The following is a 20,897-nucleotide window of genomic DNA, read 5'->3' on the forward strand; positions in this document are numbered from 1 at the left end:
AAGCAACGGCGAGTCCGAATGATTTTCCCCTGACCATGGGTCATTCCTCGCGAGGCAAAATCATCCGCTTCAGCCTGCGGCCTCGCTTCGCCCCCGGCCGTCCTTCACATGCGTTTCGGTCGTTCCGATGCATCCCGGCCTTTTGCCGGTCCTTGAACGTGTCCATCGACAACGCGAACAAAGGAGCAAACGCGATGACCGATACCCTCGTTAACTTCATCCAGATCAACGAAGACAATACACTCACCGGCAACATTGCCACCGTAGCCTTCGACATCGACATCACAGGCGAGAAGCTGAACAGCGACAACCCGAAGGCTCCGGTCTTCAAGCTCTTCGCCAAGACACCCCGCGGCCGCAGGATCGAAATCGGCGGCATCTGGGAAAAGACAAGCACCGGCAAGGGCACAACTTACTACACCGTGTCCATCAACACCGGCTACGACAAGCTCAACGCCAACCTCGGGAGATACCCCGGACAGGACGACACAACGCTCATGGCGGTCATACCTTGGGATTGATTCCCGAAGCAGAAGAAGGCCCCGTAAGGGGTCTTTTTCGTTGAAAGCGTCAACGAAAATCGAAAGGATGCGAGCGATGACCAACACGATCGAACCCTCAAAGAATGTTACATGGCAGGTGATGGATCTGTGTACCCGGCAAGCCTATGGACCGATTGTTCGACCATTGAGGGGGCACGGAAGCGCCTATGATCTCGAAGAGACGGGAGAACGACAGGTGAGGGGCGACGCAAGCCGCTCCTGTCACACTCTATGGAGAAGCCGTAGCAACACTTGACGCAAGTGCGGAAGTTGGCAAACAGTTATCGAAACAACCGCATTTCTGGCCTCGGCCCAAAATGAAGGCACAAGCAATTGGTATGGCTGACAGTGTTGCGTTCATCGCAGAAAAGCCTATAGCCAGAGACCTGACGCCCGGCAGCGGAGGCGCACAATCGTCTGAGATCACGCGGTAAGAACAATGCCACCCAAATCAACAAATGACCGGTTGAGATGGCTTCCAGCAATGGTTATCTGATGCTCACCGCAAACCACTTCTTCACGAACAGTTAGGCGCATATCTGCATGGTCCCAGATTTCCTTGTCACCCATTCCGGCGGCTTCCATGCCGATGAACTGCTATCCAGCGTTATTTTGACCCGGCTTTTCCCACAGGCTCGCCTCATCCGTAGCAGGGCGCCGGAATGGATCGCACCTGGTTTAGACCGCATTATCTACGATGTCGGCGGAGTATACGATGCTGCCGAGCGGATCTTCGATCATCACCAGCGTGGCGCACCACTGCGGGAAGATGGTCAACCGTACAGTTCGTTCGGACTGATCTGGAAGCACTATGGCCGTGATTATCTTGCCGCCTCTGGTCTTCCAGAAGCGCATATCGATGCGGTACACGCCGCTTTCGATGCCAGCTTTGTACAGCCGGTCGATCTGGTGGACAATGGTGCGCTGAACCCCTCGGTTGCCGGGCGGCTGGCCGGGCTTACGTTGCCGGCTCTGCTGGAAACCTTGAAACCCGTTTTCGACGAGACAAACTCCGAGGCCGAAGATATCGGGTTCCACAACGCCCTCGCCATTGCCCGTAGTTTTGTCGAAGCAAGCATAGGTCAACGCGCCGCAAAACTGCGGGCCGAGGCCCTTGTACAACAGGCAATCAAAGATACAGGTCAAAGGCGTATTCTGGAGCTCCCAATGGGAATGCCCTTCCGTCCCGCCATATTGAAGGCGGGCGCCGACCACTTGCTATTTGTCGTTCACCCGCGCGAAAGGGATTGGTGCCTGACCGGCATTCGCCGCGCGGACGAGGGGTTTGAGCTGCGGGCCGATCTGCCTGCAGCGTGGGCTGGTCTGACCAATAGTGATCTGGAGGCGGCTTGCGGCATAGTTGGTGCCAGTTTTTGCCATAATGGCCGCTTCATTGCCGCAGCTACGTCCCGCGAAGCTGCTCTCGCTATGGCCGAACTGGCGGTAAGGGAGGCTCTCACCATCGAGGATCGGTCAAATAGCGGCCGCTAAACTCGTATATCCGCAAGCGGTCAAGCAGGATCTGCAGGATTGCGAGCCGTTCAGGGGTCGAAATTGGCGGTTCATCTATTCTTTTCGTATTGATGGTTGTGACAAACATATACGGTATCGCCCGTGCTTTAAGAGCGCGCTGCATCTAAACGGAGTTAGAGATTGTCCGTTGCTTTCACCAAGGAAGAGAGTTCCGAAACTGCTTCGGAAACCCTGCTACCTGACCGTCTGATTTCAGCTTACCCGAACCTTGTTACGCAAGCGGGTTTAAAGGCGCTCGAGTTGCAACTTCAACAAGCTCGCAAGGCCTATGAAGCTACGAGCGCAATTGACGATGTTAATGAAAGACGGCGGCAAGCCGCACACCCGCTGCGTGATACGCGCTATCTTGCGGCAAGAGTTCGCACCGCCCAGCTTGTCCCAGATCCTATTTCAATTGACACTGTTGCCTTTGGGAGCACAGTGACCTTTAGCCGTGACGATGGGCGCGTGCAAAGATATCGCATCGTGGGGGAGGACGAAGCGGACCCCAAGGCTGGATCGATTTCTTTCGTATCCCCGGTAGCAAGATTTCTCATGGGTAAAGCTATCGGTGATGTAGTAGACGTGGGTGGTCAAGAGCTCGAGATTATTGCCATCTCGTAGAACGCCCATATGGCCATCATGCGACGGCAACGAATCTACGGTGCATTCTCAGACCAATTTATGGCTATCGCAAACCCTTTGGTATGCGATCATTCTCTAGTTGCACAGTAGTAATCGTTGCTGTCGCTAAGCTAAAGAAATGTAAGTCTCGTTATGGTGTGAAGCCGTTGTTAACGCTGCAGGCCCGGACGATAACCTCTTCTTCTTTTCACGCGCGCGAGATCGAGAAATATGTCAACGGCCTCGGTCTCATGACTGAATAACTGAACCTTCTGCTGACCCTGTGTTCCTATCCGATCCCAGCATCGGATGGCGAGCCCATAGAACCGCGCCATGTTTTTCTCACGGTCGATGCGCTCAACATAGGAGATGATAAGGTTGAACCATCATTCATACAGAATTACGCCCTCAGTTTCACGCGTCCAATGAGACTTTTGAATCGAAGTGACGGCATCGATTCATGTTCGTTATGCGTGGCACACTGGAGTTATTTGTAATAGCTTGACCGTGATCGGCGTCTCGGTCGGGCAAGGTCCCTGGCTACGAGCATGTCTTGGATCAAATAACTATTCCTATGGACGTTTCACCAATAACCCCGAAGCCACGATCAAGTTTCCAGCCTCATTCTTCACAACAGTCGTCGAGTTAAACTGTCTTGCTCATCTCCACAGAGGCATTTTCCGTTTCGTGAAGGCGATTTTCGCCCATCAAGGCTGTCATGTCTTTCCGCCTGTACCAGATTGCTCTTCCGCATCTCAGTGGTGGATTGCCTGCTGTAAAAACGAGCTGTTCGTCTGTGCGCATGCGCAGGACTTCATGGGGCTGAATGAGCGGTCTTGCCGACAATTGCTTGGAGCGGGTTCGCGACGTTCCCGACATCTTCGAGTTTCTGGACACTTGATCGACCTCGACGGTCGTCGCGCCACATCGTTTGGAAATGTAGTCCGCCGTTTCAGGATCATTGACCGCCGCGAACGAAACCCACGAAGCGCTTTCAAACCATTTCGATGTCGCATCGCGGCCACCATAGGCTTCCCGCATCTGGCCGATCGATTGATACAGCATCGTGAGGGTTATTCCGTATTTACGGCCGGCATCGCGTGCGGTTTCAAGAATGCGCATATAACCGAGCCTTGCCACTTCGTCCAACAGGAACAGAGTACGTCCCGCAATATCGCCGTTACGATTGTAAACCGCGTTGAGGAAGGACCCAATAATCACCCTTGCGATCCCCGCATGGTTCTCAAGGGTCTTCAGATCAAGATTGATGAATACATCCACATTGCTGTCTGCGAGATCTTCGGTTTTGAAACTGGAGCCCGATACCAGCGCGGCGTAGTTCGGATAGCCGTGCCACAGGTCTAGTGCCCAGCCACCAACAACATACCAGGGCGGGTGCTGATAGCGGAAACGCTCAAAAAGCAGTTCCGGTGTCCAAGCATCCCACGCATCATCTGGAATATGTTGCATCCTCACCACCTGCATTCGCTTGATTCGACTGTCGCATTCCTCAGTGAGGGATAGCGCATCAAGCAGCTGGCTCGCTACCGTATATCTGTGCCCCTTTAATGATGGTGTGGACGCCCCATCAGCGGCTTCAATATGCCAAAATGGAAGTCAGTAATATCATTGCTCCAGAGGAGGTGTCCACAATGGAAGTCAGCACGATAGGATTGGATCTAGCGAAGAACGTGTTTCAGGTACATGGTGCCGATGCTGCAGGTAGCGTCATTTTTCGCAAGCGACTACGCCGCGACAAGGTGTTGGCATTCGTTGCGGTTCAGCCGATATGTCTTGTTGCCATGGAGGCATGCGGCGGAGCCCATCATTGGGCACGGCAGATTGCCCAAATGGGTCATTCAGTTCGTCTCATCCCACCGGCCTATGTTAAACCTTTCGTCAAACGCCAGAAGAATGATGCCGCAGATGCTGAAGCTATCTGCGAGGCAGCTCAACGGCCAACTATGCGCTTTGTTTCGGTCAAGAGTGAAGAAGCGCAAGCCAGTGCTGTGGCATACGTTGAAGACGACCTTATCACCTCAATATCGAAAAATTTTCTGCTCTTGAGAAAAGCCTCCACGACAGGGATAGGCGTGACATTCTTCGGTCCGATTACAACTTTTGTTATCAGCGTTTTTTCTTCTTCGCCTTTCAGATGAATGGCACGGAAAGGTTTGAGCATGTTCCGAATAGGATGGACGTCAAAAACCTCACGACCCGCGGGCAGAAGTGTTGTCAACAGACGCCATTCGAGTTCTTCGTGGAACGCTGGATTCTTGAAACAAAATAGATGTGCGAGCATTCGCATAGACATTGATATCGAGAACCTGACCCTTGTCGTTTCCCATGAATGATGCGTAGCGACAATCTTGGATCCCGGCCGAACACGCGGCACAGGGCGCTGGCGAATTTTCGTAGCCTCGCTATCTTGGGTCGACTTCGCATTACAAAGTGGCCTCTGAACATCCGTTTCGTATAACCGGTGCCCGGAGCATGGCGAGGATGCGATAATGAGAATAGCTTGCCAACTCTCTGCCAGGTCGCACTTGGCCAGGACTCAAAACGTCCATCTGACGCAGTTTCATGACAATCTCTTCAGGCTTGTGTCGTTTGCTTGGCATCCTCTACGGAAGAACTTCCGGTCTTCCTGAACGCTGGATAGTTTTTAGTGCGCCGTCTACTCCCTCCCCCAATTGGGGGAGAACAGGCTCATTATAAATCTGGTATGCTGTCACATTGAGAATTGTTCAATCAGTTCTGAATATCTGCAGTGCCAACGCTTGGTGCACTCTGGAGAAACAAGGGAAGAAGAACAATCTCAACTAATTGTTCTAAGCAGGGGAATGAATCGTCTATTCGTAACGGGGTGCCGCCAATATCATGCAGTTCGGCGATAGGGAGTTATCATTCAGAATAGGTGAAGTAGGTAGTGCGGTCGACAGGGCGGCCTGTGATGCATCCCGTTGGGTGGACGTTGCTAGTTTGGTTCATCAGCTTGTACCTGGCACAAAGGTCATCATGCAGATTGTTGATATGCAAAGAGCTGCGTTGCTGCCCCCCATCGTGGACGGCTTTTTGGAAAGCACCATATCTGCATACGAACATCACTTTTGGAAACTCAATCCATACTACAAGCCGATGGCGGAGATGAAGCTGTCATCGTTCAAACGGACCGTCGAGTTGTGCCCAGATGAAAACGTCAAAAAAACGAGCTTCTACAATGATTTGGTCAAGCCTGAGGGGGAGGCGGACGGAGCGACAGTTCTAAAATTTGCATCACACCGCGGCCGACATGCAACGATTGCGCTCCACTACGACAACCGCATAGGTGAACGAACGGATGAGCAGATGCGTTCCCTGCTCCACCCACTTATTCCGAGAATGAGGGCGGCGCTTGAAGTCAACCATCTTGCCAGTCGTGTGCTTGAATTGCCGGGAGGGCGCGGTTTGATTGATAACCTTATCGACGCTGCAATGATACTCGATGAAGATTGTCGCCTTCTGGCAGCCAACTTTGGTGCATCGGCGCTTCTGGCTGATGCGGGATTTATGCTGATCGGCGCTCGGGATTTTATTCAAATCAAAAATGCTGAAGCTACAAGAGCTTTCGCAGGTGTGGTGAAAATAACATGTTCGCCGTTTATGACGGCAGTGCGGCAGGAAGATATCCAAGTAACTTCAGCGAGGACAGCTTACACGATCACCTGTGTTCCTATTGCCTTGGACCAGGCGGGTATCTCGCCATTGGGTCTCGCTTCGATATATGCTCCGAAAACCGTATGTCTCGTCATTATCCGACCATGCGTCGCTACTGATGACCCGGAATGGATTGCCGCAAATATCAGTCTGACATTCGGTCTCACCAAAGCTCAGACGACCCTCTTGCTCGAATTTGAAAGAGGCGGAACACTGAGTCAGATTGCGGAACGGCTTGGGGTCTCCAGATCTACTGCACACACTCACCTCAAGGCCATTTTCTCGAAAACGGGAACATCCAAACAGCGTGACATTGTCACCATGGTGATGAAACTCAAGTCGTCTAGGAACTCATTTACAGTCATGTAGAACCACGCAGGGCGTCTTAAACCCAGATCCACCGCCTACTTTGATTGTGAGACAGTCTCATGGATTGATTTGGTCTGCGATGATTTCGCGATCGGAACAGTATCCCATACGGCCATAGTGGGGCAGGGTCAGTGCGCTTTCAAAACAAAGTGATACTATCGCCGGAGCCTTAGCCTTTCGGCCCGGACGTAAACAACCAAACTCGTCTTCTGGAAAAGCGCATCTAATGACTCTACCGGGGCTGCTAGGTTGAAGACCCGCCCAGTCGATATCCTCTAAATGGGGGAGGAACAGATTTTGGTTTGGCTTCACACTTGCCGATAAGTAACCGCACCTGTCTTACGAATAGGTTGGAGCCTTGGGAGCAAATCATGCAATTAAAGTCAGAAGCATTTCAACGGTCAATTACAACACTACTTAGTGTCGTTTTGTTATCTATTGTTATTGCCCTGGGATCAGCACGATCTTCCGACGCTGCCAGATGCGCTGAAGCACAAGATTGCTTTGAAGGATGGGTTGCAGCTCAAGACGTGGGAGTAAAATCTTCCTTCTTCTCAAACAGGAATGGTCAGACGCTTCCTGCTGCTGCGATAGGCGTCGGTGATCGCATTCGCGCAAATCGAGATATTAATGTTCGTGCGGCACCTGCAAGATGGCGGGCAACTAAGTTCATACTGAAGGACTCGCAGGAAATTCTCGTCACTCATACGAGAAAACTCCCGACTCCGGGAGGATATGACCAGCTCTGGATACATTTCGGCGGTGAAGTTCAGATTTTGTGGCAAGCGAAACTTAGTCAGATCGACATTGGTTATCGATCAGATGAGAAGAACTGGACACGAGAACAATATTATATTTCTGCGTTGATATTAACGCAAAGCGATGCTGTAGCTTATTCCAAGATAAGGACCTGTGCCGCGAATGCCCAGAAAAAAATTGTAGGTGATCTGGCTGAAGAGTTGTCCAGCTTGTCTTATACCGCTGATCTAATTTTGCCGGGCGACTCGCCAATAGCGAAGTTGTTTCCAATCGAGAATCCGGAGAAGTCACAAAGCCGCTCTGCGTATTTTGCAAAGAACCAGGCGTTTTTGCACGATGTCAGGCGTGTTGAAGGATCGTTGGACCGCGTATCGGTATATATGGACGGGCAGATGTCCAACTGTTCCAACGGTGAGATTAAGCCAGGTAACATCGTGCTTGCGTTGTCCAGAAGGTACTGCATTCAAGGAGACGAGAATTGCTCCCGCTGGGATGATAACGGAAAGCAAATCGTGCATCAACGGATCGCTGATTGGGCTGCTACGAAACTCAATTCATTTTCTCCGGTTGCATACAACGAGTATATGATCATCGCTCGCGGCGGTCCCAGCGACTTGAAGCTACAACTTCAGAAATGGAAACTTGTCGGCTTTCAAGATCAGCGCGGCTGGAGGTCTGCTCCCTCAGTCGACGACCAAGTCGGCGAACTTCAAGAAGCAGTCATCCGGCTTAGAACTGTTGGTGCCGACCAGAAACTTCCAAAACTGAATGAGGCGGCATTGTCTGCAGTAGGCATGGATGACAGTATGGTATTGCGGATCATTGATGTAGTGGCTGCGCCTGAAGATGCTATTCAACGTGTCAAAGCATCAAACAATATCCGCGTAGCGCCAACTGCGGTCTTGACCAAGCTTTCTGATGAGATCGCGAGAACGAGGATCTCAGAATGTGCAAGATTTCGGGGCATGGGAACCAATGCATCCCAGGACGATTTTGCTGCCTGTGCAGGCTACAAATTGAACAAGGAACAGCTTTTGTCTTGTCTTCGAGGCAACTTCTGCATGCCGGAGATCGCAGATAAAGCCCGAGCTGATGTGCTGTTACTTTCCGCGGGGATGTCCGCCAAACAATTGGCCGCCTCTAACCTGCTTCCCCGAATTCCTTTGAATATGAAGGATGTGGTGGAAAAATATAACTACTGTCAGCAGGGGAACGTGCAGTCAAGTCGGGATAAGTGCTTCACAGAAGAGTTGGTAGCATTGCAGACTGGTATACCTGAGTGGGTGAAAAAGGTGTCGAACTGCGCCACAAAGCCTGAGAACAGCGCCGCTGCAGATTGTCTGATATCGGGTTTGCCCACAGACATGCCTCTCCGTGATGTCCTTGTAAAATGTGGTAAAGTTGAAACCGACAAGGTGTCTTGCTTACTACAAGCGCAACTCGAGGCTAGCTTACCAAAAGAAGCGGCTCAAGCATACGAATGTTCAAAGATGTTTACTCCTGACAGCAAGGCCTTTGCATCCTGTGTGTTGATGAAGCAAGGAGGAGATTTGGATAAAATCGTCAACTGCACAGCGGGAAAGAATACCTCAAGCACGAGTGATCGACTGGCTATTGCTCTTTGTCTAGCAACAGGAAATGCTTCGTCGAGTGATCTGAAGAGCGCGCAAGCTGCCGTCGCCTGTTACGCGGACAGCAACGGGGATTACAAGACCGCAGCCGGATGTTGGGCAGCGTCGCAAGTGCATTTGGGTGGAGATCTTGGGCGTGTCGCAGAATGCTATGCACAATCTGGCGGATCATACGTATCAACAGCTGGATGCTTGGCCGGGCAGAACCTCAATGCCGAGGGGAAAATAATGATCCAGTGCGCTGAAACCACTGGTGGCGAGCCGACGACGTTTGCCGTATGCGTGGCTGGACAATTGGCCACCAAAGAGGTCATGCAATGCAAAGGTAAGAAATTTGCAGAAGAACCTTGTTTTGGTGAAAACAATGCATTGAGGCTCGTTGCGAAAAATCTGCTCGGACAGGAGATTGGTCCAGATAGTGTGGTGGCACAAGTAGCCAATATTAATCTGGATGTCGTCAATTTTGAGATATCAACAGTAACGATGATTGCGGAAAAGGGCGGACGATTGCTCACCGATGCTGGAGACACAGCTAAGGCGGTATTGGCTGATGCGGGATCCGCCACGACGCGAATCCTGACTGATACTGCAAATCTAGCAAACAACACAGTGAAGCTCGTAGATGGTGTTGCCCAAGGCATCGCTAATCCCGCGAAGCAGATCGGAGAGGGAGTGCAAAATGCGGTATCGAATATTGGCGCGGCTATTGGCCAAACCGTTCACATCGATTGTTGTCGTTTCTAATATCATTCGGTGACAGTGGGCTCTAGCTTTACTGCTTTTAATACCAGTCGCGGGTGTGAAGAGGCCGGCGGCTTTGGTAGTCGCGACGCTTTCGGCATTGAAGGGCAATTGGGAGCAAACAAATGCCCGGCGCAGCACGTTCCAATCGTCTCGACCGAAAGCCAAACCTTAGGAGGAGAAAATTAATGCGTCGTTCAGCGATTTTGATTTCGGCCGTCTTTGCTTTGTTTCCACGCTCCTTATTTGCGGAGGAGGGAGTTTGGTCGCCAACTAACGTGATAGCGCAAATAAATTTGGGGTGCACACGAGTCTACACCTGTGGACCAAAAGAAGACGTAGTTCACGATGGAGCACACAAGGTTGTCGGAAACGGTCCCAAACTGGTTATCGGCGTCTGCTCCGCAGGGGACGGCCCTATCGATAGCTGCAATGATTGCTTGACGACGCCGCCAACGGATGCCTGTGATTGGCATCTTCAACCAAAATAATATTGATGCAGTGTCGTCGATGCAAAGGAGGTCAACAACGACGAATTCAAAGAATTGAATGGAAAAGATAGCTGTACGCCTTCGGCCAAGGTCGCCATGTGACGGGTGTCGGGTCCATAGGCAATGACATTGTCATTGATGATGTCGCCGGCGTAATTGGTCCATGAGGTGAACTGGGAGTCGACAGCGCCGACGCGGAAGCCGCCAAGCTCAATATAGGCTTTTGGAATGTAAGCGTTGTTACTGCCGTTGGTGTACTGAAAATAGGTTTCGATATATGAGCGAAGCGTGCCCAATTCCGTTTCTGAGCGGGCATCAAAGCGCAGCGAAGCCCGCGTACGCTTGTACCAGCTGTCCCGCTTGACACCCGTGAGCGGATCGTCGCCGCCTCTGACATCATAGCGCAGATAACCGCCAATCTTCAGGCATGTCTCTGTTCCCGGAATATAGAAGAAGCCGGCGCCGTAGGCGTCGCACACGCGAACATATTCGACCGGTTCCGGTTCTGCGACAACGACCGCATCGGCGGCATGTGCGGCGGACACAGCAAGGATGACCGCTGATGAGCCGATCAGCAAGGTTTTGATACTCATGCCTGGTCTCCAAAGAAAGGGATGATTTTAGATTGATGTTGGCAGGTTTATATTACAGTTCGATGGCGGCATATATACCCGCCTTCGAACTTGCCTGCATGGCCTCGCTTCAGTGCACGTTGTCTTCCAGCTTCCTGCCTTTGTAGTCGTCAGGTATTCCAGACACTTCATGCAAGAGAGCGAGTGTTTCAATCCAGGCCGCGATCGAGCCTGGAATGGGCTGTCCACCTTCGGCCCATGCCCTCACCAGAAAGCGGTCGCATTCGAGGATATCTGCAAGGGTTTCCTGTGACCAAAACAGGTAGGCAAGACATTCGGAAAAGCGATTATGATCCATAAAGGTTTCCAGGTTGAGCTTCGAACCATATCAGCGCCATGTATCATTTTCTGGACAGTCGACTATCAATTTATAGCCCCTGCGGGTTTGTACAATCCGCTACCTAACGATTTAAACTGGCGCGGAAACGGTCAAATTGTTTTGGAACGATCAGGCGGCAGTTTCATTATGGAAGGGATTTTGAAAGCTGAAATGGTCCAGAGAGCTCGTTGAACAGCTGTCACACTTTTGCAGCATCATATGGGTTCGGCCTATGACTGACGTGCTTGCTTCGAAGGAGAGCGGTCATGAACGACAAAGTTTTTCACGTGCTGTTTCTGTCGCGTCGCAATTCGGCAAGAAGCGTGATGGCGGAGGCTATTTTGAATAAAATTGGCGCGCCGCACTTCGTTGCCTATAGTGCCGGAACGGAACCGGCCGATACGATTGATGCAGAAACCCGCGAACTGCTGGAACAGTCAGGTTTTGACGTTAGTGGCCTGCAGCCCAGGCATTATCGCGAATTTGGTCTGGACGGTGCGCGTGACCTCGATTTTGTATTTACGTTGAACGATGAGGCCAGGGGCGAGCCTACACCCGAGTGGCCAGGTGTGCCCGTGACAGCGCATTGGGAATCCTCCGATCCCATTCAGGAAAAGGGCGAGCCATGGGAGCGCAAGCAGGCATTTTCGCGTGCAATGATGGAACTCGACAGAAGGCTCAAAATTCTCGTCAATCTGCCGTTGGCATCACTGGACCGGCTGAGCATACAAAATCACGTGGATGAAATCGGCAAATCGAAAGGCGAGGTGTAGGTCCCCGTCACGAGCAACGCAGTCATAATGTTCTCTCACAGATCAGTACTGTCCCATGAGTATGGAATTCCCTTCGGTAACGATTCAGACATACCATTCCGGCAAGTCCAGAAACGTCACATCTGTGCCCGAGGCGGCGGAAGTTCTGCTGATGAATTGGCCTGTCCACGATGGCGCGAAGCTCAAAGTTGCGCGTCAGTTATGTCTCGACGCTCTGGATGGCAAGACAACAATCACGCAGGCACGCGCTGCATTCATCGAGGCTGCAAAAGAAGCAGGCGTCTTTGTAGATTATAGCAAGCGTCGCTGAAGGTGTGAAGTCCCCGTAGCCCGGTGTGCCTATGCTGACTTTCCAAGCTTTACCGGTTTGCCGCTGCTGTTCTTGAGAACGGTCTTGAGCGCATTGAGAAAAAGTTCCGGATTGTCGATCGAAAGGGTAACGCTCCTGGCTTCCTGAAAGGCATTCAAACCGGAGAATTTCAGGCTTGCGGTTTCCTCGTCATACCTGACCTCGTGAAGTTCCCTGATACGCATTGGTGACTGAACCCTTGTCTGCCGGTGCTGTTATCCCGTCACATATCCGTAAAGAATTTGTCACAATCAACACAATTCGCCGCAGCCGGCCACAACACGCCGCTGTTTTCATCCTAATCGATTTTGCCATTCTTTTCGAACGCACGCGTTAACGACCCGAAGTCATTCAATTTTACTTGTCGTTATGCGACATATTTTCCGGCGAGCCTGACAGTGTACGATAGACCAAAAAAGCCATCACGCCTGTCAATAGCATTCTAAGGGCAATAATGAAAATCATCGCATGGCCTCTTGTGCCTGATGAACGTTAAACTGATTTACGGTTTGCGTCTATAACGGTCGATGCTGTCTGTATCGGCCCTTTGTGTCTTCTTCGTCCGGCTTCATGGATAGGAAGGTTTCCAAGGCGTCCGCGGCGCATACAACCGATCGTTTTCTAAAAACTGGCGATTTTGTACAGGCCGTCCCTGCCAACACACAAGGCAGATTATCACGAAAGCGAACCCAAGCAGCGGACGACGATATTCGCGATGGCGGATGAATGAGGTACGGCAGCGGACCGAGTTCGGCCAGGCTTTCGTCAGCGCGCGGGGCATATATTTCCGTGCATTGCCCTTGAGCCAGCCTAACCCGGTGTGCTTGCATAAAGGTGCCGCTATTCGTAGATTGGGCACATGACAATCAAACGTATGGACAACGTAGGGATCGTCGTCGATGACCTCGACGAGACAATTGATTTCTTTCTCGAACTCGGCCTCGAGCTCGAAGGGCGGGCCATGATCGAAGGAGAATGGGCTGGACGTGTCACTGCACTGGGCGATCAGCGTGTCGAGATTGCCATGATGCGTACACCGGACGGCCACAGCCGGGTTGAACTCTCCCGCTTCCTCACGCCGCCTGTCGTAGCAGATCACCGCAACGCTCCGGTCAATGCCCTGGGTTACCTGCGTGTCATGTTCGCGGTTGACGATGTCGACAATACGCTTGAGAGGCTCAGCAAGCGCGGCGCGCAGCTTGCAGGCGAAGTAGTCCAGTATAAAGACGCGTATCGGCTCTGCTACATCCGTGGGCCCGGAGGGCTTCTCATCGGACTAGCCCAGGAACTCAGCTGAGCGAGTGCATTGACCGGACCGGCTATTCCGCACAATTTGGCAAGTCATCGTGATCTGAATGTGACTCGAGGCGGGGTGACGTTTGAAGTGGGCACTCCCGCCGTCCCGATGCGGATATTCGACGTCAATAACCTGCAGATTGAAGACGAGCGCATTGTCATGACCCTTGCTTCGAGAACTGCCATCTGCAAGCCAAGACATCGCGCAGCCCAAGCGGCAAAATCATCACGCTGCGGCCCTTCGGTCAAACAGGCGAGTTGCTGTGCTTGACATTTGCACCACGGGTCGAGCTACGCAAGGTCGCTGCAATGTGAGGCGTGTATCATGGGGAGGGTGTCACTACCGTTTCGAGGCGCTAAAGGCTGCCCTCCGCGTAATCACGCGGCGTCGTCCGACGACTTGGAGACCTGCGGCCTATGGTTTTAGGCATTTGTGCGTGGCTTAAACCTGCGCAGCTCGACGATGAAACCAGGCGTGCTGTCGCCGGCGGTCTCAAGGTCGGGCAGCTTGATGTGATGGGTGCGGCCGTCGACCTCGTCGACAACGGCATAGGCGCCAGCGGGTCTTGCCGTGGAAGTTCAGCAGGATGCCAAATCGATCAATGCCGTCTTTGTTCTGCCGCTGAGTCTCAAGCTTGACAAGGAGGCAATCCTTCAGATTGATGATAGCAAGGTCAGCTAGATGTAGGGTTCCAACTGGAACGGTTGTCGATACGAACGGTGAGGGCTGCATGAAAAAGGCCCGGTCGCCTGCCTTCATCATCAGGAAACCGGACCCGCATTGCCTGAACAGACAACGGCGCCATTCACAACTCTTTTACGGCATTTTAAGGGAAAGATGACGTTTTCGCACCCCAAAAATGGAAACTTTTCCCATTCCCGCTGTTTTTACACATGCGCCGATTATCTTTTGAACATATCATTATTAAATCTCCAAAAACCGGAGCGATGCTGTCCGTCACTACCCTTGTGCAAGCAGCAGATATTTTGGCTAAACATTGGACGACTGAGCCCGGTTCTCAAGACGCGTCCGCGACCAGACTTTGTATGGAGGCTTTGAAAGGCAAAGCGTCTACCGCAAGAGCCCGCAAAGCATTTCTGGATACTGCAAAAGAAATCGGTACTTATGCCGAGGAGAAAACGCTAAAACCATAGCAATACCCCGTTTCGCTTTAATTTACTGCCGACAACAGCACCCATTCCCCCGTAATGTATCCTGTTTGCCGGTTCTGGCTTCTAATCCACTTCGTTTTCCGGTTTCATATCTTCCCCACGCAACGATAATCGAAGGTACGCGTTCACCGGACGAGGTTGAAACGTTAAACCCGATCTGCGGGCGCGTCTAAATCGCAGATCGGGTTCAAACTTCCAGCACTGTGCCTGTCCTTGCTGGTAGTGGGGCCCAGATTGCCTCACAGTTTAACCCGTTGACGATACTGAGCCCGTGTCGAGTAGTGTTTCTGAAACATGTCCAGTGCTTGCTCGGCAAGGAATCAACGTAGTTCCGTTGCGATAGTTCCCAACCTTTTCGATTTTGGTTATCTGCCTTTTGCTATGTAATTGACCCGACGTGGCTGGGACGGAGCGCCCTGGAATTTTACGGTGAAGCCGTTTACTGTCAGGTTATTTACTGAAACCGCTTCCGAGCCAGCCGCATGGTCACCGTTCGTAGCAACAAGCTGAAATATTTGGTTCGGAAATGCCCTGCCTCCCCAAGAAGCGAAATTCACATTCAGAATTCCGTTGGAGTCAGTTTGTCCCGCCGCAGTTCCCCATTGGTCGAGAACATCTCCCACCCATTGGTAGCCGGTAGCAGCGAGTACCTTGCCGCCCTTGTTCGTGGCGGCAGCACTGCTGGTATCTACAAAAGCGGCGCCGCTACCATCTATCCTGTTGTTGTATTCTGATGACCGACGCGTACTACCCGCGAAGACAACCTGGGCAGCCAAGGCGCTAATTGTATTGTTGAAAACCTGGACGCTGTCGCAATCCTGCAATCGTATGCCTTCGACCGTGGTGTTGGTTGGCCGGTTGTACAGACTGTTGGAATAAAATCGACCCCCGAGGCAATTCTCCAGATAAACACTGTTAGGACCCGAGTTTCCGAAATTCGTGAAGTAGAACAGGTTTCCACCGATATCGACTTCGGAGGCTCCCCGAATATCGACGTTACGGTAAAAACACTCGAACTGGCTATTGTGCAGATACATCTGCGGTGGATGATAAGCACCGCTGTTAAAAACTATATCAATGCCAGTGTTCGCAAAGACAGCATTGATCCGATCCATATAAATGCCCTCCATAGAGGGCGAAGACGCGGACCGAATTTTGATGCACGACCCGAAATTGATCGTGAAGATGTTGTCAAAGATCATCACAACCGAGGCGACTGTTGCCGTACAGAATATCAAGCTATCTGCTCGGGCAACATCTGGGACCGTTGCTCCCGTTGCACCACGACCAACGATATCGCGGAATGTCGGATTCATAGCGTTGGTTGTCTTGATGCCAAATCCCCACCATTTCAAACCCTGTACGCTTGGGGTAAAAGTGCCTGAAATGATCAATCGCTCAAAAGTGCACGCGGGGCGTATATTGGAAGTGAATCGTGCATCAATCGCCGCCGTGGTCGAGCTGGTTGCGTCAGAGATGAACGATAGATCGAAAATCTCGACGTGCTCAACGGGTGTTACAGTGCCAATTTGGAAGCCATCAACTGCTGTAGTCCAGATCAGGCGAGAGATATCCCGCCCGTTGCCCTGCCAACGAACCTGCTTGCTCTCGTAGGTAACTGGTTGTGTGAACTTGAAATCGCCCGTCGGAACTCTGATGCTGGCTGTATTGGAAAGTTTTGCAGCGGCCTGAAAGAATGGCGCATTGTCGGCAAGTGAGGTACTCGCTCCAAACCATGTGACATGCAGTTCACCCTGATCAAGTTGGCGTACCCATGCACCGGACGCAGAAGCCGTCGAATTTGCCTTCAGATAAACGCCCTCGAGGGGATCCGCCGAGATAAGTGCCGAATAGTCACCAGGGCGCCAAACGAACACTCCCTCCCTCCCCATTTCAGTGAGATACACCGCGACATCTTTTGTCACATCAAGCGCTTTCAACGCGGATCGATTGGCAACCACGGTCGATACCCTTAAGTTGCTTCTCGCAGCAGCTACACTATCAACGTCCGAAAGATTGTTTGTAGAAATCAGGTTGGCCATTTGTTTCTCCTGGCGTTTGAATTTGTTTCTGAGTTTTATCGAAGGGACATCTCGAACTCATGTGCGTTTGCCACTCAGTTACGTTGAAGACCTCTTTCATCTTCGAAGCGTGGCTCGAAGGATCGAGATCTTCGGACCATTGCCATTTCGGTTACCCGGCTTGGCGACGCCGGAATTGCCAGTTCCTTTCAGAATCGCGACTCGATGGGCGTAACCGTTAATGATGGTTTAAAGTGTCTCATCAAACTCGGCTATCTCAACCGATTTGGGCACTTGCAGAAAGAAAAACGAGGCAATTGGTGAGGAAACTCAACAACTCCAAGTCTCTAGGTAAAATTGCAACCGCGTTCGACACTGTATCTTGTCATTTGTGGCCATCTTGGTCGCACGAATGCTATTTTTCAGATTGTTTGACGATCGTTACCTTGAAATGTCGGCAAAGAGACTACTTTCCCTTCGCTTCCCATCGTATCGTCCGAGATGCGTTAGCTGCTCCAAGGCATCGCACAACAACATCGCCAATACCAGGGGAGCGCGTAGATACTGCCTCGCTGCCTGTCACCGTATTTGATGTGCTGGAATTTATTGCTACTACTGAATAGCAAGCGTTAGGAAAGAACCGCGGGTAAGGCACTACTATATCACCATTCACGTCCGTGGTTCCCGTAAAGACACCCCATTGCTCAAGTATGTCGCCATTCCACCTCCAGCCATTTGGTGCTGTGAGACGCCCGCCCCGGTTAGCGGTAGGAGTGCTTGACACATCCTCGAATGCGATGCCCGCTCCTTCTTGGCGTGTCTTGCCATCTTCGACAAGCCCACTAGCAGCTCCCTCAAATCGCACCAACGACCGCCCTGCGGGACTATCACCCGTGGTGTTTTTAATGGAGGCATCTGTGCATCCGTTCAGAACGATACCGCGAAGGGTAGTGTGAACTGGCCGCTTCACGATGCGGATGTTGTCAGTGTCAATCTTGTCGCAGTTAACGAACTGGACCATGTCCCCGGCAAGATTTTGCCACGGAGCTGCTAAGATCAGAATATCCTTGACCGTCACTGTGTGTACTTTGTTAAAATACAAAGCTTGGATCGTTGCCTCCACGTGGGAACTTTGGATATCGTAATGGAGAGTGCGCGCTGTGCCAGGGATGGCGGAGAAATTAGCATGAATGCCGTAATTCCCGAAGACGAGGTTGCAGTTTCGAACAAACACACCCTCAATGCATGGTGTTGTTGAAGCCGAGAACTTCAAACCAACGTGGTAGTTCAACGTGTGAATGTTGTCGAACATATATAGCGACACGCCAGTGTCGGCGGTGCATTCGATCGCAGCATTGGTAAGCGCCCAGTCAGCACTAACGGTGCTGGACCGTCCGAAGAAATCCAAGTCTGAGAACACAGGGGAGTTCGCATTGTGGGTCTTAATGCCCGTACCCCAATAATCTGGGAATGGTGTTTCACCCCGGAAAGTACAACGGCTAACTGTCAGTCCCTTGAGCATCGCAGGAATGAATACACCGCGAATGGCCGCGCGCGTCGGTGCACCCACCGTAGTAAACAGGCTCATATCCTCAATGACAGTCGAACCGCTCGGCGATACAGCACCGAAGCTGAAACCATCACAATCGGCATTCCACTGCAATATAGTCTGATCGCGTCCCTCGCCGTACCAGTGGGTAAACCCTGCATTTGACGTGATGGTAGCGGTAAAGTTGAATGTTCCACGCGGGATATAGATTGAGCAGAAGCCGAATAGGTTTGCAGCCGCGATAAAGGCAGTGGTGTTGTCTACTTTGTCTACGCTGGCACCGAACCAGGTTACGTTCAGGTCAAGACCGTCTCGTTGGCGAACCCACGCTCCTACTGATGACGCGACACCATTAGCCTTCAGATATACACCCTCTTGCACATCGACTGTAATCAGTGAACTAAAGTTGCCAGAAGTCCATTTGAATATCCCTTCGCGACCAGGTTCCAACAAGTACAGTGCCTTAATGACCGCCGTGTCGAGTAGCTTTGCGGCGGCCCTATCCGCGGCAAGCACTATGGTCTCTAAGGCCGTGATCTCGGCCGATGTTCCCACGCGCAGAGTAGTTTGCGTTGCCATTTCTCAATCCTTAATTTTAAGATGCTGGTTGTGTGACGCGACCCCAATTTTCTATCGGTCGCGCCTACCTCGACTAGAAGATTGGTTTAGAACCAGATGAAGTTTACAGGCGGCTCCCGCGACATAGTATGGGCGGTGTTAAGTGAGTCAACTTCTGCGTCCTGCAAATTCGCGGAGCTCGTATTGGTTAACCACGGGATCTCAAATGAAACAGGACGTCTCAGTTTAACTGCAGTGTTAACTCATATACAAAACGACGTTTCACGGATAGGTACAGCCCGACACTACGCGCTGGCATTGTAAGTTAGTGAATATACTAACGCAGAGAATCATAAACGGAATTGAGTTGCACAAAGATAAGAGCAAGCTCCCTCCACTTATGAAACAGATGTATTCTTTGCTTAAATTAAGTTCAGTTATTTCGACTTTGCTTCAAACTTATCCACAGTTTCAAATCGAAACTTCTCACATTATGGCAAAAATGTGTTGCAACTCTGTCATGTACATCGGCTAGCGTGCGGCACGTTCGATATTTGTCCCGTTGATCTATGGTGAGGGGGTCTCATGCATATCCGCCGTACTGGTGCAGCGCTGTTTGCTGCCACGATGTTCTTTGGACTATTGCCTGCACAGGGAACAATTCTCTCAGAATTACTCGCGACACGTGCATGGGCAGCGGAGCAGACGCCATTACCAAAGCCAGGCGGCTTTGGTAATGGCGGGAGCGGGCTGGGCGGCACGCCAACCTCAAAGACGTCACCTGGCGCTGGTTCACAGCAATCAGCAGGCTCGCCAGTCAAACCGAATGCAGGAACAGAGCCGGGAACAGTACCGCCCGTTGACAAGGTTGTTGATCGAACGGCTCTCGGCAAGCCCAAAGCTGAAGATGCGGACAAATCGACCGAACCTTCGTCAACTGATGCGCAGAAGGATGCCAAAGCTGCAAAGGATGCGGCTCAATCAAAAGATGCAGCCAAGACGGATTCTACAGACAGCGCCAGGAACGCAGCAGGTCTTGCCGCGGCTGGTCCCGCACCTGTTAGCGATGCTCCGGTCAGTACACCCGAGAAGGCGTCGGTGCCCGATATTGCCGGGACGGGTAATCTCTCGCAGTCGATTGCCATCAATGTGCCAGCCTATCGCGGTCTCGAGCCGAAGATTGCGCTCAACTACAACTCTGCCCGCAAGACCAAGATCGGCGGGACATATCAGGGCTGGATTGGATTTGCCTGGGGGATTGACGGGTTTGATGTGATTGAGCGGGCGAGTGCCGGATATGGTTTGCCGGCATTCGAGAATGCCGATGTGTTTCTTCTCAACGGCGAACAGCTGGTCAGTTGCGAGGGAACAAGCTCGCCATCCTGCGTTGGTGAAAATGCGGCGGGGGAAGCGCGGTTTGCAACGGAGAATGAGAGCTATCGGCGTATCCGTTTCAATTATTCCACGAGAGAATGGAAAGTCACAGATCGAGACGGGACTATCTCAACGTTTCGTTCAGTCGCAGCGGTGGCTGGTACCAGTCCTGCTGCAGGGACGGACGACTATAACCTGCAAGTCAACTCACGCTGGCTACTAACGGCCGTCACAGATACCAACGGAAACAGCGTGACCTACGCATATACCTGCCCGGATCTGCCGGTCTGCTATCCGGCGTGGGTTGGTTACAATGGTACCCTGATCCGGTTCTATTACGATCAACGTCCCGATTTTCTGCTGATGGCCAATGGCTACAGTATTTCCTATACCAAATACCGGCTGAAGACGGTCGATGTGACGGTGAGTGGCCAGCAGCGCGGTGCCTATGCGCTGTCCTACGATCAGGCACCATTTTCCAATGCCTC

At 51.8% G+C, this 20,897-nt stretch carries 16 protein-coding genes and 2 pseudogenes; 11 read left to right on the plus strand and 7 right to left on the minus strand.

Annotated features, from left to right (window positions below; all coding sequences use genetic code 11):
* Positions 1-194: 194 nt before the first annotated feature.
* From FHW16_RS23410 to greA, 3 genes are all read left to right on the plus strand, one after another.
* Positions 195-521 (plus strand): DUF736 family protein, encoded by a 327-nt coding sequence (locus FHW16_RS23410; protein WP_182551707.1) that lies wholly within the window; start codon positions 195-197, stop codon positions 519-521.
* Between the two features lie 564 nt (positions 522-1,085).
* Positions 1,086-2,033 (plus strand): MYG1 family protein, encoded by a 948-nt coding sequence (locus FHW16_RS23415; protein ID WP_182551708.1) that lies wholly within the window; start codon positions 1,086-1,088, stop codon positions 2,031-2,033.
* Between the two features lie 162 nt (positions 2,034-2,195).
* Entirely contained in the window at positions 2,196-2,678 is a 483-nt protein-coding gene (greA, locus tag FHW16_RS23420; RefSeq protein ID WP_182551709.1) for a transcription elongation factor GreA, read from the plus strand.
* Between the two features lie 170 nt (positions 2,679-2,848).
* Here the strand turns inward: greA and FHW16_RS23425 are convergent, their stop codons facing one another.
* Positions 2,849-3,013, minus strand: a complete 165-nt coding sequence (locus tag FHW16_RS23425) for a WGR domain-containing protein (RefSeq protein ID WP_432652077.1) — start codon at positions 3,011-3,013, stop codon at positions 2,849-2,851.
* A 310-nt stretch (positions 3,014-3,323) separates the two neighbouring features.
* Positions 3,324-4,034 (minus strand): annotated as a pseudogene (locus FHW16_RS23430) (type IV secretory system conjugative DNA transfer family protein); the annotation flags it as partial.
* Positions 4,035-4,330: 296 nt separating this feature from the next.
* Here FHW16_RS23430 and FHW16_RS23435 point away from each other — a divergent pair.
* The 3 genes and pseudogenes from FHW16_RS23435 to FHW16_RS23445 form a co-directional block, all read left to right on the plus strand.
* Positions 4,331-4,714: pseudogene (locus FHW16_RS23435) on the plus strand (IS110 family transposase); the annotation flags it as partial.
* Between the two features lie 844 nt (positions 4,715-5,558).
* A complete protein-coding gene (locus tag FHW16_RS23440) occupies positions 5,559-6,743 on the plus strand; it encodes a helix-turn-helix transcriptional regulator (protein ID WP_182551710.1) in 1,185 nt (394 codons plus the stop codon).
* Positions 6,744-7,114: 371 nt separating this feature from the next.
* Positions 7,115-9,877 carry a hypothetical protein gene (locus tag FHW16_RS23445; RefSeq protein WP_182551711.1) on the plus strand — a complete coding sequence of 921 codons (2,763 nt, stop codon included), beginning with the start codon at positions 7,115-7,117 and terminating at the stop codon, positions 9,875-9,877.
* Between the two features lie 475 nt (positions 9,878-10,352).
* Here the strand turns inward: FHW16_RS23445 and FHW16_RS23450 are convergent, their stop codons facing one another.
* Positions 10,353-10,958: a porin gene (locus FHW16_RS23450; protein ID WP_182551712.1), complete on the minus strand. Its 606-nt coding sequence runs from the start codon at positions 10,956-10,958 to the stop codon at positions 10,353-10,355.
* Positions 10,959-11,067: 109 nt separating this feature from the next.
* On the minus strand, positions 11,068-11,295 hold the full coding sequence (locus tag FHW16_RS23455) for a hypothetical protein (RefSeq protein WP_182551713.1): 228 nt from the start codon (positions 11,293-11,295) through the stop codon (positions 11,068-11,070).
* A gap of 287 nt (positions 11,296-11,582) precedes the next feature.
* Between FHW16_RS23455 and FHW16_RS23460 the strand changes: the two genes are divergently transcribed.
* A complete protein-coding gene (locus tag FHW16_RS23460; protein WP_182551714.1) occupies positions 11,583-12,089 on the plus strand; it encodes a protein tyrosine phosphatase in 507 nt (168 codons plus the stop codon).
* Positions 12,090-12,144: 55 nt separating this feature from the next.
* Complete coding sequence (locus FHW16_RS23465) at positions 12,145-12,399, plus strand: DUF982 domain-containing protein (RefSeq protein WP_246711921.1); 255 nt, start codon at positions 12,145-12,147, stop codon at positions 12,397-12,399.
* A gap of 29 nt (positions 12,400-12,428) precedes the next feature.
* Here FHW16_RS23465 and FHW16_RS23470 read toward each other — a convergent pair whose 3' ends face one another.
* On the minus strand, positions 12,429-12,623 hold the full coding sequence (locus FHW16_RS23470; RefSeq protein WP_182551715.1) for a hypothetical protein: 195 nt from the start codon (positions 12,621-12,623) through the stop codon (positions 12,429-12,431).
* Positions 12,624-13,297: 674 nt separating this feature from the next.
* Here FHW16_RS23470 and FHW16_RS23475 point away from each other — a divergent pair.
* Both FHW16_RS23475 and FHW16_RS23480 read left to right on the plus strand, forming a co-directional pair.
* Positions 13,298-13,735, plus strand: coding sequence for a VOC family protein (locus tag FHW16_RS23475; RefSeq protein ID WP_182551716.1), 438 nt, complete (start codon positions 13,298-13,300; stop codon positions 13,733-13,735).
* Between the two features lie 893 nt (positions 13,736-14,628).
* Entirely contained in the window at positions 14,629-14,889 is a 261-nt protein-coding gene (locus FHW16_RS23480; RefSeq protein WP_182551717.1) for a DUF982 domain-containing protein, read from the plus strand.
* Positions 14,890-15,272: 383 nt separating this feature from the next.
* Here FHW16_RS23480 and FHW16_RS23485 read toward each other — a convergent pair whose 3' ends face one another.
* Both FHW16_RS23485 and FHW16_RS23490 read right to left on the minus strand, forming a co-directional pair.
* Positions 15,273-16,949 (minus strand): hypothetical protein, encoded by a 1,677-nt coding sequence (locus FHW16_RS23485; protein WP_182551718.1) that lies wholly within the window; start codon positions 16,947-16,949, stop codon positions 15,273-15,275.
* A gap of 445 nt (positions 16,950-17,394) precedes the next feature.
* Positions 17,395-19,056, minus strand: coding sequence for a gp53-like domain-containing protein (locus FHW16_RS23490; RefSeq protein ID WP_182551719.1), 1,662 nt, complete (start codon positions 19,054-19,056; stop codon positions 17,395-17,397).
* A gap of 564 nt (positions 19,057-19,620) precedes the next feature.
* Between FHW16_RS23490 and FHW16_RS23495 the strand changes: the two genes are divergently transcribed.
* Positions 19,621-20,897, plus strand: a 1,277-nt coding sequence (locus FHW16_RS23495) for a SpvB/TcaC N-terminal domain-containing protein (RefSeq protein WP_182551720.1), incomplete at its 3' end; no start/stop codon positions are given.

The sequence above is a fragment of the Phyllobacterium myrsinacearum genome, assembly GCF_014138285.1.
In the GTDB taxonomy this organism is placed as follows: domain Bacteria; phylum Pseudomonadota; class Alphaproteobacteria; order Rhizobiales; family Rhizobiaceae; genus Phyllobacterium; species Phyllobacterium myrsinacearum_A.